The sequence below is a fragment of the Parahaliea aestuarii genome, from assembly GCF_008064635.1.
In the GTDB taxonomy this organism is placed as follows: domain Bacteria; phylum Pseudomonadota; class Gammaproteobacteria; order Pseudomonadales; family Halieaceae; genus Parahaliea; species Parahaliea aestuarii.
In genome coordinates, this window is record NZ_VRYZ01000006.1 from 24457 (window position 1) to 40623 (window position 16167).

Genomic DNA, 16167 nt, shown 5'->3' on the forward strand with positions numbered 1-16167 from the left:
TTCCCGCCGCCGCAGGGACGCGGAAGACATGACAACGTTGTCATGACAATACCTATCCGCTACACTGCGCGGCAATTCCGATAACATGGCACGGCACAAACCGCAGCGGTAGAGGGACAGCAAGGGGCATGAAAGCCACCATCAAGGACGTCGCCAAACTGGCGGGGGTCTCGTTCAAAACGGTATCCCGGGTCATCAACCGAGAGCCCTCGGTCGGTGACGAACTCAAGGAGCGGGTGTGGGCCGCCGCCAAGGAGCTGAACTACCAGCCCAATATCTCCGCCCGGCAATTGCGCGGCGCCTCCAGTTTTATCGCCTTCATCTACGACAATCCCAACAGCCACTACGTAATCGAGATGCAGCACGGCCTGCTGGCGGAGTGCCGCGCCCAGGGCTATGAATTGCTGATCCACCCGCTGTCTGCCGGCAGCGGCGACATCATGGCGGATCTCGAGCAACTGCTGAGCACCGGCCACATCGCCGGCCTGGTGCTGACCCCGCCCTTTTCCGAGAATCCAGCACTGATCGATGCCCTGCGCCAGCGCCAGCTGCACTTCGTACGCATTGTGTCCGCTTCCGACGACCCCGCCGAGAGCGAACCCTGCATCTACGTTGACGACTATCAGGCGGCCTTCGATATCACCGACTATCTCGCGGGCCTCGGCCACCGGCGCATTGCCTTCCTCGGCGGCGAGGACATCCACCGCTCCAGCGTGGCGCGTCGCGACGGCTATCTCGCCGCTCTGCAGCAAAACGGCATCGCCGTTGACCAGGCCCTGATCGTCCCCGGCGAATTCAACTTCGATTCCGGCGCCGAGCGCACCCGCCGCTTGCTGGCCCTGCAACCCGTGCCCACCGCGATTTTCGCCGCCAACGACGAGATCGCCGCCGGCGCCCTGTTTTCGGCCCGCATCCACCAGGTGGCGGTACCACAGGAACTGTCCATCGTCGGCTTCGAGGACAGCCCCTTCTCGCGCCAGACCTGGCCCAAGCTGACCACGGCCCACCAGCCCAATGCCGATATCGCGGGTTGCGCCGCCAGCCATCTGATCGCCAGCATTCGCGCCAGCCGCAACGGCTCGCCCGGGTCCGGTACGGACCAGGCCCTGCCGGCGAACGGCTTCCGCCCGCAACTGGTGGTGCGCGACTCCACCTGTCCGGCACCGCAATGAGCGAGTACCTCGTCGCCGCGCGACTGTTCGACGGGGAGGTGCTGCACGAGCACTGTGCCATCCGCATGGACGGCGGCCAGATCACAGCGCTGCTGAGTGCCGATGACATTCCAGCCGGCTCGACAACAACGGAACTCGACGACGGTCTGCTGGCACCGGGCTTCATCGACCTGCAGGTCAACGGCGGTGGCGGCGTGCTGTTCAATAACCAGCCCGACGCGGCCGGGCTGGCGCGCATGGTCGCGGGTCATCGCCCCACCGGCACTACGGCCATGCTTCCCACCCTGATCAGCGATACAGCCGAGGTGCATCGCGCCGGTGTCGAGGCGGTGCTGGCGGCCCAGGCGGCAGGCAACGCCAGCGTGATTGGTATCCACATAGAAGGCCCCTTCTTCGCAGCAGCCAGGCGCGGCACTCACCGGGAAGACCGCATTCGCCGCCCCGACAGCGGTGATATCGAGTGGCTGGCGAGTCTCGGCCCGCGCCTGACCACCCTCGTGACAGCGGCGCCGGAGCAACTGCCCGCGGGAGCCATTGCCACCCTCAGCGCAGCCGGCGTGCTGGTTTGCGCCGGCCACACCAATGCCACCTACAGCGACATCAGCGCCGCCCGCGCCGAGGGTCTGCGCGGCTTTACCCACCTGTTCAATGCCATGAGCCCACTGACATCGCGGGAACCCGGCGTTGTCGGCGCGGCGCTGGAAGCGGGCGACTGCTGGGCAGGCATCATTGCCGACGGCCACCACGTTCATCCCGCCAGCATCCGCATCGCCCAGCGCTGCCTGCCCACCGGCAAGCTCTGCCTGGTGAGCGATGCCATGGCCACCGTCGGCGATGACAAGGACTGGTTCGAAATCTACGGCGAGCGTATCCAGGTCCGTGAGGGCAGGCTGGTCAACGCCGAGGGGGCACTGGCGGGCAGCGCCATCGGCATGATCGACGCCGTGCGCTACTGCCACCGGGAGGTGGGCCTGCCACTACAGGAATGCCTGCGCATGGCCTCTCTTTATCCCGCTACCTTCCTGCGCCGGGAGCAGCAGCTCGGGCGCATTGCGCCGGGCTATCGCGCCGACTTCGTGCGCCTGGATGACCAGCTACAGGTACTGGATACCTGGGTCGCCGGCGCACGGCAAACCCACCTCAGTCCGTAAACCGCACAGCAGCAGGGACACCCATGAAAGTCGTGATTCTCGATTCCCCGGCAGAAGTCGCCCGCTACGGCGCCGACATCTTCCAGCAGCAGTTGCAGCGCAAGCCGGCCTCGGTGTTCGGCCTCGCCACGGGATCAACGCCAGTACAACTGTACCGGGAACTGATCGCCCGCAACCGCGCTGGCAATATCAGCTTCCGCGACGTGCGCAGCTTCAATCTCGATGAATACATGGACCTGCCGCCGACGCACCCCCAGAGCTATCGCTACTTCATGGACAGCGAGTTCTTCGATCACATCGACATCGATCCTGCCAATACCCGTGTACCGCCCGGCGATGCCGCCGACCCGATCACTGCCTGCGCAGAATACGAGCAGGCCATCGCCGGGGCCGGGGGCATCGATATCCAGTTGCTGGGGATCGGGCGCAACGGCCATATCGGCTTCAACGAACCCACCTCCTGCCTGACCTCCCGCACCCGGGTCAAAACCCTGACCCGGGAGACCATCGCCGACAACGCGCGCTTCTTCGCCGAAGGCGAACACCAGCCCCACCTGTCGGTGACCATGGGCATCGGTACCATCATGGAAGCGCGGCTGGTGGTGCTACTGGCCACCGGCGCCAGCAAGGCGGCGGCAGTGAAGGCCATGGTGGAGGGGCCGGTGTCAGCCTGGTGCCCTGCGTCCATGCTGCAAATGCACCCGGCGGCGGTGGTGATCGCCGACGAGGACGCTGCGAGTCACCTCAGCGACCCGGCATTCTTCAAGCATATCGAAGCGGAAAACCAGGCCATGCTGGCGCGATTGGGACGGGGATAAGCATGTAGGGCGGAGGGCCAGTCCCTCTTCTCGGGTCATTCATTCCGCCGTTTTTCTGGTCGAATGAATTCGACCCTACGCCCTGCAGTCGAATGAATTCGACCCTACTTCCTGTAGGGCGCAATTCATTGCGCCGCTTTTTAATCCTCCAGCCGGTCCCACCAGAATTTTTTCAGCAACCAGGTCGTCACAGCGAATACCGCCAGGCTCCACAGCAGGCTGTCGGTGGCGCGGATCATCACGAACATGGGAATCACCACCAGCGTCATCTGCCAGACAATGCCCACCAGAACGTTGCCCATGTCCCGGGCGAAGTCGCGGTTGGGTTTGAAGCCCGGGTCCTCTGCCATCACAGCGGCAGCTACGGGGCCCCACCAGCCCCAGGGGCGGGTCTGGCGGTAGAACTGCTTGAGCTGTGCCGCATCCACCGGCGCCGTCAGCAGGCAGCCGGCGACACTGCCCAGCATGGCCACCGCCAGCAGCAGCGGAAACTGCTGAATCGCCAGCCAGTCGATGCCCGCGGCCTCCAGTGCCGGGGGAATCACCGCCACCCCGAGCATGCCCGCCGCCATCCCGGCAAAGTAACCAAAGCCGTTAAAGCGCCACCACAGCCACTTGAGCACGTTAGAGGCGACATAGCTGCCGTAGAGCAGGCCGACAATCCAGTCGGTACGGGCCTGGATATTGCCGCCGGCGAAGCCGAAATACAGCCCGATCAATACCAGCGCGCCGGTCACCAGATAACTCAGGCGCACGTAGTGGCGGTCGCTACCCTCGCGGTTGAAGTACTTGCGGTAGAGGTCGTTGACCACATAGGCCGAACCGGCGTTGATGAAGGCGGCAAAGGTCGACATGAAGGCCGCCAGCAGACCGGCCAGCAGCAGGCCGCGGAAGCCGGCATCGACATACTCGGAAATGGCATAGGGCAGCACCCGTTCAAAGTCCAGGCGGCCGCTGTCATCGAGCAGCGCACCGGTATCCATGTACACCAGCGCCAGCACGGTAATACCGGCGATCATGAAATAGCGGGGAAAGGACAGGACCAGGGGCGTCAGGCCGAACATTTTGGCCGCCTCGGAGGGCGAGCGCGTGCCGAGTACCCGCTGCATGTCGTAGCTGGGCACCGGCCCCGCCAGGCTGGCGAAGATACCCTTGAAGATCATCAGCATGAAGAGGAAGCCAAAGGCACCGTAGCCGTCTTCCGCGATGCGCGCATCCGCCGCCGGCAACAGGCTCGACCAGTCCAGGCCGAGCTCCCAGCCGAACCACAGGCTGTCCCAGCCCGCCGGCACCGCCGCCTGTATCTGCTCGGCGCTCGTCGCACCGAAGGCGATAATACCCACAATCAGGCAGGCAACGGTCATTATCAGGAACTGCATGACCTCGGTGCCCACCACGCTGTAGAAGCCCCCTTTCAGGGTATAGAGCGTGGTGAGGCCAATGATGATCAGGGCGTAGCTGTCCTCGCTGGAGAATTGCAGGCCGGCGAGACTGAAGGCGAGATCCCAGGGCAGGAACTGGGCCGAGAATTTGCCGATGCCTTCCACAAAGTAGGCCATGAAGGCGATCACGATAATCACCGCGAACAGCACCGTTACAATATGCGCGAGGCGCGCACCGGCGCCGTCACCGAAACGGAAACTTATCCACTCGGCCCCGGTCAGCACTGCCGAGCGGCGCATCCACAGGGCCAGGAAGATCATCATGATGATCTGGTTCCACACCGGCCACAGCCAGGGAATCCATGCACTCTTGACCCCGTACACGAACATCCAGGCCACCGCGATCATGGTGCCTGACACATCGAACATGCCGGAGGCGTTGGACAGCCCCAGCATGTACCAGGGAATGTCGTTGCCGGCCAGGAAGTAGGACTTGAGATTGCGGCTGGCCAGGCGCGACAGCCACAGACCGAGGCCAATCGTCGCCGCCAGGAACAGGGCAATGATGGCGATGTCGAGTGTGGCGAGTTTCATCAATGTGCAATCCTGTTGTCAGTCGGGCCGCTGTGGCGGCCACTTATGTCAGTACCAGTTCGTCCAGGTAGAGCGGCATGCGCTCCAGCTGCCGGGTTTCCGGGCTGTAATAACGTCGGCTGTTATCCAGCCGCAGGCGCAGGTAGCGCAGGCGAAGCGCGCCAAGATCGAGCTGAACGGCGCCGTCAGCCGGCAGTGTCGCCCCGTCGACATGCGCCAGGGTTTGCCACTGCTGATCTTCGCTACTGCCCAGCACTTCGATCGCCGCCGGCCGCGCCAGTCGCCGGTGCGCGCCGGCTTCCAGGTTGAAGCGCAGGGTCGTGAGCACCTGGGGCTGTTCCAGGTCGACCACGATATCGGCCAATTCTTCAGCGCAAACGGCCCACTCGTGATAGTGGAAAATGCGCCCGTTGCCGCGGCAGCCATTGGTCAGCAGAGCGAGTTCCGGCGCCTGCTGCAGCCCCTCCTCACGCCAGCGGTATACCGTCTTGTGCAGCCCCAGGTGGGGAGCAAGTTGCTGGCGCTCATCGCCGTACAGGGTGCCGTCCGGGGTCTGGCCGGTGGCGCGCAGCAGGCATTCCTGTTCAATGGGCAACCAGTCTGTGCAGGCCGGGGATGCAGCATCAGGCGCAGCCCCGTCCAGGGTGTAGCGAGTGATCACGCCGGGGACATCGCTGGCCACTTTCACCCGCAGTTTGCCATCGCGGCGCTCGTCCAGGGTCAGCAGGGGTTTGCAGTGACTGTCGGCCACCCGGTAGCCGAGCTGGCGCAGGCGGCTGGTCAGCGCCGGCAGACGGCGGCAGAAGTCCGGCCACTGCCGGCCCTCGCCGCGCCACAGGCTTTCCGCCAGCGCGCACAGGCGCGGCAGGGCGGCATAGCTGACCGCCTCCGGCGTGGCCAGGTACTCGGTCCAGATATTGCCCTGGGCACCCAGCAGCCTGCCACTCTCGCCCGCCGGTGTGGCCGGGTGGTAGTCATACACCCGGCGCAGGGGGGTCAGGCCGTGAATGGCGGCGGGCTCGTCGAGGGAGGTGGACTGGTAGAAGTCAAAGTAGACCCGGTCCACCGGGCACATCACCACCGGGTAACCGGCCTGCAGGGCGCGCTCGCCGGCGTTGCTGTTCCAGCACATGATGGTGGTATCGCGCGACACATCGCCGTCCATCACTTCATCCCAGCCCAGCACCTTTTTGCCCAGACCTTCCAGAATGCCGGCCACCCGGGCGACAAAATAACCGTGCAGGCCGTCTTCGTCGCGCAGGTCTTGGTCCCGAATCAGCTGCTGGCAGTGCGGGCAGTTGCGCCAGGCGGTTTTGACCACCTCGTCACCGCCGATATGCACATAGTCCCCGGGGAACAGGGCGACCACCTCTTCCAGCAACTGTTGCAGAAAGTGGAAGGTCTCCTCCTTCGGGCACAGGACATCGGGGAAAATACCGAAGTGGGTCTCCACCTGGTAGGGCTCGCCGTCGGCGCGAGGGCCGCAGGCGTACTCCGGGTAGGCCGCCAGCAGCGCGGCGGCGTGGCCGGGAATATCCAGCTCGGGAATCACCGCGATCTGGCGCTGCGCCGCGTATTCCACCACGGCGCGGATATCGTCTTCGCTGTAATAACCGCCGTGAGGCTGCTCCCGGTAGCGGCGGTCGGGGTTCGATGTGTGCCCCTGCACGGTGCGTTCACGCCGGGCGCCAACTTCGGTCAGGCGCGGAAAGCGGCGGCTCGGGAAGCGCCAGCCCTGGTCGTCGCTCAGGTGCCAGTGAAAACGGTTGAGCTTGTGCAGGGCCAGCAGGTCCAGGTAGCGCAGGATGAAGTCGCGGGGGAAGAAATGCCGCGAGCAGTCCAGGTGCATCCCGCGCCAGCCCAGTGCCGGCCCGTCGCGAAAACTGGCGCAGGCGACGGCGCAATCACCCCGCTCTGGCAAGCCCTGCCGGCTCACCGCGGGGGGCAACAGTTGCAGCAGGGTCTGCAGGGCGTAAAACACGCCGGGCACGCCGCCGCCACTCAGGGTCAGCTGCTGCGGTGTGATCAGCAGATGATAGTGTTCGGGGCCGGGCAAAGCCGCATCCAGCGCCAGGTACAACGCGGGCGCGGCGGCACTGCCCTCCGGCGCCAGCGCGAGGCTGTGCGCTACAAAACCGGCCAGCGCCTGCAGCGACGGGTCGCTGGTGTGGACAGCCATTTGCCGGTGCAGTCGGCACTCGCCTTCACCGGCAGCAAAATGCTGTGGCGCGGGAGTCACCAATGGCAGGGTGGAAAAAGACATGGCCGCAGTCTATCCCAGCGCCGCGACGCGCGTCCCGTGGCGCGACCGGGCAAAGCGCAGGGCGCCTTCGTCGGGCTGGCCTTGGGCGGTGATCAGCGCCGCCTGTACATCCCCGGCCAGCCAGGGCGCGAGTTTCGGGCCCAGCCCGCCCAACAGGGCGAAACGGCTGACACCGTGGGACAGCAGGCGTCGCGCCAGGGCATTGAGGTAAGCTGCAGCCTCCTCGATAATGGCGGTCGCCACAGGGTCGCCCGCCTCGGCGCAGGACAGTACCAGTGGCGCCAGCGCGCCATAGTCCCGCGAACTGCGACCGGCCATGGCAGATACCAGTTCCAGGCCACTGGCGTCGAGGGCGTTTTCGATACTGGCCAGCAGCGTCGTCGCCGGCCCCAATTGGTCCAGGTGCAGCAGGGCGGCTTTTATCGCCTCCAGTCCCAGCCAGGCACCGCTGGCCTTGTCGCCAAAGGGGAAACCGTGAGCCCCGTAGTTGTGGCTGCGCCCATTGACGCAGACGTAGCCCACCGAGCCGGTGCCGGCAACGATTACCGCGCCGTCCTCGCCGCGGTGGGCACCGAGGCAGGCAATGTGGATGTCAGTGGTCAGGTGCAGTTCAGCAAAGGGATGTGCCCAGGCATTCACGGCGGCGAAGACGCTGGGAATGTTCACCCCTGCCAGACCGACACCGGCCACCACCCGGGCCAGATCCGCTGCGCCGAGCCCGGCCTGCTGCAGCGCCCCGAGGCTCGCGGCCTCAATGGAAGCCAGCGCCTGAGCCCGGTCCTGGAAGGGATTGGCCGGACCGGCGGTGACGCTGGCCATGGTCCGCCCTTCGGCGTCCGCCAGCAGGGCGCGGCACTTGCTGCCCCCACCGTCGATGCCCAGGTAGAGGCGGCCGATATCGGAAGTCATTGAGTTCATACTGTCGATCTACAATTCGTCGCCGGAAATAAAAAAGGCTGGTGGGCACGCTGGCACACCAGCCAAGGTAGTCAGGGACAGGCCCGTCTTACCACTGGGCGCCACCGCCGCGACGCCCGACACACAACCTGTTGATAAATTTGGAAGCGCCGGTCCGGGCTCCGGCTGCGCCAGGAGATGGGGCAGCCGGAGTGGACCGCAAAGGCCTAGAAGCGGTAGTTCACACCGACCACGTAGCGGGCGCCATTGTCGTAAAGACGGGCCTTGCGCTGGGTATCGATGTGGTACTGCTCCAGCTCTTCACCGGTGAGGTTGATACCTTCGAACACCAGGTCGACGTTATCCCACACGGTGACGGTGACGTTGGCGTCCAGCTGGCCGTAGTCATCGATGTACATCTCGGAACCGAACTCGCTGAGGCCGTCGTACCACTCGGTGCGGTAGTTGTAGCTCAGGCGGGCACTGATCCAGCTGTTCTCGAAGTAACCGGACAGGTTGGCCATGTGCTCGGAGGAGCCGGGCACCAGGCCGGAGCCGGGACGGCTGACCGGATCGCGGGCGTCACGGCTGTCGGCATCGGTGTAGGTGTAGTTGGCAATTACGCCGAAGTCACCGAAAGTCTGCTGGTAGCTGACTTCCACACCCTGGACATCCGCACCGGCACCGTTGTTGGGCTGCACGAAGGTGACATCCACGTTGCGATCCAGTTTCGGGTCGTACTGGCTTTCCACCGTGGTGCTGGAAACCAGCGAGTTGCTGATGTCCTTCTGGAAGTAGGTCACCGCCAGCATGCTTTGATCGGCGAAGTACCACTCGTAGGCCACATCAAACTGGTTGGCCAGTTCCGGGTCCAGGAAGGGGTTGCCGCGCACACCGGTACCGGTGTCCAGGTTGGCCGAGGACTGGTTGGCGATCTTGATGTAATCCGGACGCGCCATAACGCGGGCCGCGGAGAAGCGCACGATGCTGTCTTCGGTAACGTCGAAGGCCACGTTCAGGTTGGGCAGCACCTCGGTGTAGTCGTGGTCTTCGGTGACCTGGCGCACATTGAAGTCGGCACGATCGTCGATTGAATCGACCAGCAAATCGTAGCCACCGAGCTGGTCGATCGTGGCAGCCAGCCAGTCGCCTTCCCAGTTGTAGCCAGTGGAGCCGACATCGGTCTGCACCACGCGCACGCCGACGTTACCGCGAAAGCCTTCGCCCTCAAAGTCACCGGAGAAATAGGCCGCGTAGATCTTCTCGTTCACATTCCAGGTGTCCGGCAGGAACAGAATGGTCGCCGCGTTGGCATAGGCCTCTGGCGCGAAGATCACCGACTCCGCCTGCCCTACATTCAGCAGCGGGTAGGGCGCACCGGATTCGTTGTAGGCATAGTCGCCCAGGGTGCCGGCGTTCAGGTTGCCGTACAGCCAGCGGTTCCAGCCGGAGGTGTCGCTGCCGCCACCGTAGGCGGTCGCGTCATCCGAGTGCATGGCGTCGGTGAGCCAGTGGAAACGTGTGCCGTTCTGGAACTGGCCCTTGTCGTGATCGCGGTAGTACACACCGGTCTTGAAGGTGTGGAAGATGCCCACGTCGGCGTCAAACTGCAGGTCGAGGCCGGCGTAGTCTTCCTCGTCGGACATGATGCGCTGGTTTTCCATCATCCAGCCCAGGCCGCGGCCCAGCAGCTGCTCTTCGGTTTCCGGGCTGCCGCCGATAAAGGCAGTGGAATCCAGGCCGTTGAAGCTGGAGCCGCCCAGGAAGGCATCGAAACCGTACTGGCGGTCACTGGAGGTACCGCCTTCCGCTTCCGTGTGACCCAGGCGCGCCGTCAGGGTGACGCCGTCGAAGTCGTGCAGGTACTCCAGGTCCAGGGACTCGGTTTCGCTGTAGGACACGCGATCGATCACGTAGTACTCGGCATAGTTGTCGGCCACCTGGCCGGCTACCACACCGTCGCCAACCAGCTGCGCACTGCCGGGATCGATGGTGCCACCGCCCGCCTGGCCGTTGAACCACTGGTAGTTGTTGTGGTTGGTGTTGTTGGCGTCGAGTTCGGAGTTCAGGTAAGTCGCCGTGAACTGGCCGCGCTCGGTGGGACGCCACTGCCCGGTCGCCAGAGCGGTCTCGCGCTCGCGATCCTGGGTGAAGTAGGCGTCGCCCAGGGCGCGCGGGTTCCAGACATCACCGCGGCCAAAGTTCTGGCGCTCAAAACCGAGGATCTCCGTACCTTCACGCAGCAGGGTGCGATCCTGCCGGGTCAGGGAGATGTTGAAGCCCAGCGTCTCGGCGTCGTTTTTCCAGGAATACAGGCCGGACAGCAGCGGATCGACTTCCTCGGAAGTCTCCGAGTACATGCCCTGCACCTGCAGCGAGCCGCTGTTGGCTTCCATGTCCAGGGGACGGCGGGTACGCAGCATCACGGTGCCACCGAGCGAGCCTTCCTGAATGTCGGCGCGCGGTGTCTTGTACACCTCCAGCGAAGACACAATGTTGGAGGGCAGCAGGGTGTAGTTGAAGGCGCGGGACGGGTTGTCCAGCACGAACCAGTCAGCGGACGCCACGGCGGCGCCGTTGAGCAGGGTGCGGTTCTGGTTGGGAGAAGTACCGCGAACGGCGATCTTCTCGCCTTCACCAAAGCCACGGGTGACCGATACACCGGTGATACGGCTCAGGGAGTCCGCGACATTCTTGTCGGGAAACTTGCCGATGTCGGTGGCGTTGATGGCGTCGACAATGGCCACGGAATTGCGCTTGGTTTCCAGCGCCTCCTGCAGACTGCCGCGAATGCCGGTAACCACGACTTCTTCCAGCGCCGGGGCACTGTCCTGGGCCTGAACCGAGCCGACCACACCGCACAGGGCCATGACCGACAGGGAGCTGTGCAGGAAGCGCGAGCGGCTGCCATGCAGCGAACGGATAGTTGATTTGAGTGTTTTCACGGGTTCCCCCTTCTCGTTTTGCTTATTCAAGCGACCTGTACCCCGGTGCCGTACCTGCAGCCTCCGGGAGCGGCTGAGCGTTATTATGACAAGCACATGACAACGTTGTCGGAGTAACCCTATTCTTGCGGGACAACGTTGTCAACAGGCGTGGGCAAAATATTTGAAACAAATTGAAGGGCTGGGGTAGAAGCTGCTTCCGCGACAGCAAACTAGCGAAAATTACCTGTTTTTACAGTGCCAAGCGCTGCAGACAGAATGCCAACCGCCCGGGTAAAAGCACGAAAAACCCGATGACAACGTTGCCAAAAGTGGGCAGAGGATCCGCCAAATTTGGACAGCGCCCTATTCCCTCGCCAGCCAGTCGTCGATGTAGCGATGGGCCAGGTCATGGCCGTTGAACTCGGCGCCCAACACCGCGATAAAGGTGAACACGCCGGTCAATTTGCGCGCAATCAGGGCAAAGTCACCCCCGGGGGCACTGAAATGGCGGGTGGCCGCGGAGCCCGCCGCCTGCCGCCCCACCCGGCGCAGCAGGGCGGAGTGCCCCCAGCGGTATTCACCCCTGCGGTTGAGGTACTGCGGCGGCAGCAGCGCCGGGTCCTCCAGCGGCTCCAGCAGCTGGCAGCAGAACTCGGCGAAGGTGTCGCGGGCGACATCGCTGCTGTCCTCGCGCAGGCAACCCAGGCCCACCAGACTCTCGGTGAGCGCCTCGCGATCCCGCGCCATGCCCGCGGATATGGCATTGCCCAGGTGCAGCAGGAAGTCGTCGTCGGGCGCCAGCACCGAGCCAAAATCCAGCAGCACCAGCTCGTCGCCGCCGCGGCCCGTCGCGATCAGGTAGTTGCCGAAGTTGGGATCCGTCTGCAGCTCACCCCACTGGTACACCTCCAGGAAAAACAGCTCCAGCATGGCCTCGCCCAGGGCATTGCGGCGGGCCTGGGACAGGCGGGCCACCTCGGCGCGACCGGCGCGGTAGCCGGCCAGGTATTCCATCGCCAGCACCTGTCCCGAACAGTAGGCGGGCAGCAGTCGCGGGATACGGTAGCGCACGCTGCGCTGCCCGCTGGCGTTGGCCTCATGCACACGCTCACCGAAGCGCTCCAGCATGGACGCTTCCCGAACGTAATCGACCTCGCTGTGCAACTGCTCGCGCAGGTCCTGCAGCCACTCGTCCAGTTCGCGTCCGGCCTGTACCCAGCGCGCCAGCAACAGCATGCGCACCACCGTGTCGAAGTCTTCGTCGATCACCTCCGCCAGCCCGGGGTACTGCACTTTCAGAACAATCTGCTCGCCGCTGTCGCGCACGGTAGCGCGGTGCACCTGGGCGATGGAAGCAGCGGCCAGGGCACGGTGCTCAACCTCCAGTTCGTCGAGCCGGGGGCCCAGCTGGGCCTGCAACAGCGGTTCAATCTCGGTCCATGGCAGCGCTTCGGTACTCGCCTCCAGGCTGTGCAGGGCCTCGGTGAGCGCCGGCGGCAGGAAGTGCTCACCGAGCAGGGCCATCATCTGGCCGATCTTGACGTAGCTGCCCTTGAGGCGGCCCAGTTCGGTGACAAAACGCCTGGCCTCGCGGCGGGCAAAAGCGGAATCCAGCGCCTGCCCCTCCCCGCCCCGCAAACGCTGCAGGGCGCCGTCGAGGGCAAAAGCACCGCCGGCGCGCAGCCCCGCCAGCGATACCGACAGGCTGCGGCTGAAGCCACCGCGTTTCAGTCCGCCCCCCTTCGCCACGGCAAACGACTCAGGCCGCCGTGTCCAGCAGCAGCGCCGCCAGCCGCTTGCGGTGGTGCAGAGCGTCACCGAACTGCTGGCTGCTCCACTGGGCGCGACGGATATAGAGCTGGGCATCGCATTCGTAGGTAAAGCCCATGCCGCCGTGAAACTGCACCGCCCGGTCGCCGGCCTGCAGGAGGGCGTCGCCGGCCTGGGCCTTGGCCATGCGGCAGGCAATTTCGGCGTCGCGGCCGAGAGAGCCGTCCTCCAGCAGGGTCGCCGCGTGGTAGACAAAGGAGCGCGCGGAATCGATGGCCATCAGGATGTCCACACAGGGATGCTTGAGAGCCTGGTAGGAGCCGATCAGTTTGCCGAACTGCTTGCGGGTCTTGAGGTATTCCACCGTGGTATCGAGGCAGGCGCCGGCGCTGCCGGTGGCTTCCGCGGCAGTCAGCAGGGCGCCCAGCAGGTAGAAGTCGCACAGGGCCACGGTGACCTGTTCACCGGCGATAATGGCATCCGGCGTGAGTTGTACACCGCTGAAATCCACCGTGGCGGCGCGTTTGGTCTCGTCTATCAGGGTGTGGGGCACAATCGCCCCGGCGGGCAACTGATCGGCGCGCACCAGGGCCAGGGCTGGCAGCTCCCGGTGCCGGGTCACCACCACAAACCAGCCGGCGGCCTGGGCATCCGGCACGAAGTGTTTGGCACCCTGTAGTACGCCGCTTTCATCGAACAGGCACTGGCACTGGTCCGAACCCCAGTCCGGGTTCTCCAGCAGCGCCACCGTGGCGGGCACACCGGCGGCGACATCGGCGAGAAAGGCATCCACCCTCTCCTCCGCCGTGGCACGCGCCACCAGTTGCGCGGCCAGCGTGGTGCTGATCAGCGGCGTACCCAGCAGGGCGCGCCCCATGGCCTCGGCGATCCCCACCGCATGGCGAATACCGAGACCGCTGCCGCCCACCGACTCCGGCAGGGCCAGCCCCGGCCAACCGAGCCCGACCATCTCCTGCCACAGGGCCTGGTCATAACCGAGCGGGGCGTCGAGCTGGGCGCGCACCGCGCCAATCGGGGAACGCTCGCGGCAGAAGTCCCGCGCCACATCCAGGATCATGGCCTGGTCCTCGTCGAAGGCGAGGCTGGTGTTGTTGATGACCGTCATGATTGCCCCCTACTTCGGCAGGCCGAGCACATGCTCGGCAATGATATTGGCCTGTACCTGGCTGGTACCGCCGCCAATGGTGGTGGAAAAATTGTTGAAGTAGGCGCGCTGCCAGAAGCCGCCCTGGCGCGCCTGTGCATCACCCACGTAGAGGCCGCCGGCGGCGCCCTGCAGCCCCACCGCAAACTGGCGCATGCGACGGCCGTATTCAGAGAAGCGCAGTTTGTGCGACAGCTGCAGGGAGAAGGGGTAGTCCGTTCCCAGGGCCTGTATGGCGCCGCGCTTCTCGCACAGGGCGTTGGCCTTCTCCTCCATGATGAGCTGCACCAGTTGATCGCGCACCACCGGATCGCGGAGCAGGGGTTCGCCGTCGCGGGTCATGTCCCGCAGTTCCTCGATCATGTCGTTGATCAGTACCCGCACAAAGGCCAGGCCGCCGGCGGCGCCCGCCTCGGCGCCGCGTTCGTACTGCAGAGTCTGCATGGCGATTTTCCAGCCCTGCCCCTCTGCGCCCATCAGGCAGTCGGCGGGGATGCGGGCGTCGGTGAAAAAGGTCTCGGTAAAACCGTATTCACCGGTGATCTTGCGAATGGGGCGGGCGTCGATGCCCGGCACCTGCATCGGCGAAAGGAAGAAGGACAGGCCGTCGTACTTGCGCTCGGCATTCGGGTTGGTGCGCGCCAGCAGGATCATGTACTTGGCGAAATTGCCCATGGTAGTCCAGATCTTGGTGCCGTTGACGATGTACTCGTCGCCATCGCGCACGGCCCGGGTCTGGGCATTGCCGAGGTCGGAGCCGTGATCCGGCTCGGAGAAACCCTGGCACCAGATGTCCTCGCCGGTGAGGATGCCCTTCAGGTAGCGCGCCTTCTCCTCCTCGCTGCCGATGTGGTTGATCAGCGGGCCGGCCCAGCCGAGGCCGATGACATTGAAGCAGATGGGTACCGCGTGACGGCGCATCTCCTGGTCGACGATACTCTGGAACACCGGCTCGACACCGCCGCCACCGTACTCCTTCGGCCAGGCCATACCGAGGTAGCCGGCATTCCACACCCTGTACTGCCACTCCCGCAGGAACTCGAGCTGCTGTTCGGTGCCGACCTCCATGAAGGACTGGGGTAGCAGAAAGCCGGGATCGGCGGGCTTGTTGTCGGCCAGCCAGGCCGAAACCTGCTGGCGGAACGCGTTCAGTTCCTGTTCGGTGGCGCTCATGGCGCATCTCCTCTCTTCGTTACTGTTATCAGGAATGGAATCTGGCATCTGCAAATTGCCGCCCACGCCTCGCCTGAGCCTCACAGCAGGGCACTTGCAGCGGGGCGGGCAAGCTCAGTCGTTACCGGGGATCACCATCGGCCCGGCTTTGGCATCGGCGCGAACAAAGCCTGGGCGCTGGCACAGGCGCTCCAGATAGGCCCGGGTTTGCGGTTGATACTGCTCATCCAGCTTTAGCAAGCGGCCCAGGTGGAGGGCATAACCCACAGCGATATCGGCCATGGTAAAGCGCTCGTCCACCAGGTAGTCGTGTTCCTCAAGGTGGCTGTCCAGGCGCCGCAGGCGGGCCAGATACCATCGGGTGTAGTCCTCCGCCACCGGCTTTTTCGCCGCATCCGGCTCGAGGAAGGTGTAGCGCATGACAATGGCCTGGGGAAAGGTCAGGGTCGCGTCGGCGTGGTGCAGCCAGTTGAGGTAGGCCCCGTACTCTGTGTGATCCGGCCCCAGGCTGAACTGGCGGCGGGAATCGTAGCGATCCGCCAGGTACTGGCAGATGCCCACGGACTCGGTCATCTCCACCACCCCGTCGCGGAAAAAGGGCACCGTACCCAGGGCATTGGTTTCCAGGTACTCGCGCTGGAAAATCCGCGGCGGAAAGGGCAATACCTCCAGCTCATATTCCAGACCCAGTTCCTCCAGCGCCCACAGGGGCCGCAGGGAGCGCGCTCCCGCGCAGTGCCACAATTTCACAAGGGGACTCCTTACCTGACATAGTCGCAGGTGCGCCACCCGGTGACCCACCCCATCAATCCAACCTTTGCCGCAGCGCTTGGCCACAGCCATCGCCCGCACCCG

At 64.8% G+C, this 16167-nt stretch carries 11 protein-coding genes; 3 read left to right on the plus strand and 8 right to left on the minus strand.

Features of this window, described 5'->3' with window-relative positions:
- The first annotated feature begins 128 nt into the window (after positions 1–128).
- Genes FVW59_RS13510 through nagB form a run of 3 tightly spaced genes read left to right on the plus strand, consistent with a single transcriptional unit; the run spans position 129 to position 3141 of the window.
- Entirely contained in the window at positions 129–1172 is a 1044-nt protein-coding gene (locus tag FVW59_RS13510) for a LacI family DNA-binding transcriptional regulator (RefSeq protein ID WP_148064886.1), read from the plus strand.
- Entirely contained in the window at positions 1169–2323 is a 1155-nt protein-coding gene (gene nagA / locus FVW59_RS13515; protein WP_148064887.1) for an N-acetylglucosamine-6-phosphate deacetylase, read from the plus strand. Before FVW59_RS13510 ends, nagA begins: the two co-directional genes overlap by 4 nt.
- Before the next feature lie 23 nt (positions 2324–2346).
- Positions 2347–3141, plus strand: a complete 795-nt coding sequence (gene nagB / locus FVW59_RS13520) for a glucosamine-6-phosphate deaminase (protein WP_148064888.1) — start codon at positions 2347–2349, stop codon at positions 3139–3141.
- 140 nt (positions 3142–3281) lie between these two features.
- On the opposite strand, the gene FVW59_RS13525 is transcribed toward nagB, so the two are convergent.
- The 8 genes from FVW59_RS13525 to FVW59_RS13560 form a co-directional block, all read right to left on the minus strand.
- Complete coding sequence (locus FVW59_RS13525; protein ID WP_148064889.1) at positions 3282–5117, minus strand: sodium:solute symporter family protein; 1836 nt, start codon at positions 5115–5117, stop codon at positions 3282–3284.
- Positions 5118–5160: 43 nt separating this feature from the next.
- Positions 5161–7380 carry a family 20 glycosylhydrolase gene (locus FVW59_RS13530; RefSeq protein WP_148064890.1) on the minus strand — a complete coding sequence of 740 codons (2220 nt, stop codon included), beginning with the start codon at positions 7378–7380 and terminating at the stop codon, positions 5161–5163.
- Between the two features lie 9 nt (positions 7381–7389).
- Positions 7390–8298, minus strand: a complete 909-nt coding sequence (locus FVW59_RS13535) for a glucosamine kinase nucleotide-binding domain-containing protein (RefSeq protein WP_148064891.1) — start codon at positions 8296–8298, stop codon at positions 7390–7392.
- A gap of 206 nt (positions 8299–8504) precedes the next feature.
- Positions 8505–11222 carry a TonB-dependent receptor gene (locus tag FVW59_RS13540; RefSeq protein ID WP_148064892.1) on the minus strand — a complete coding sequence of 906 codons (2718 nt, stop codon included), beginning with the start codon at positions 11220–11222 and terminating at the stop codon, positions 8505–8507.
- Positions 11223–11567: 345 nt separating this feature from the next.
- Positions 11568–12953 (minus strand): ABC1 kinase family protein, encoded by a 1386-nt coding sequence (locus tag FVW59_RS13545; RefSeq protein ID WP_246139740.1) that lies wholly within the window; start codon positions 12951–12953, stop codon positions 11568–11570.
- 10 nt (positions 12954–12963) lie between these two features.
- On the minus strand, positions 12964–14100 hold the full coding sequence (locus FVW59_RS13550) for an acyl-CoA dehydrogenase family protein (protein ID WP_148064894.1): 1137 nt from the start codon (positions 14098–14100) through the stop codon (positions 12964–12966).
- Positions 14101–14109: 9 nt separating this feature from the next.
- Positions 14110–15312, minus strand: a complete 1203-nt coding sequence (locus FVW59_RS13555; protein WP_148064895.1) for an acyl-CoA dehydrogenase family protein — start codon at positions 15310–15312, stop codon at positions 14110–14112.
- Positions 15313–15426: 114 nt separating this feature from the next.
- Complete coding sequence (locus FVW59_RS13560; protein WP_148064896.1) at positions 15427–16062, minus strand: glutathione S-transferase family protein; 636 nt, start codon at positions 16060–16062, stop codon at positions 15427–15429.
- Between the last annotated feature and the right edge of the window lie 105 nt (positions 16063–16167).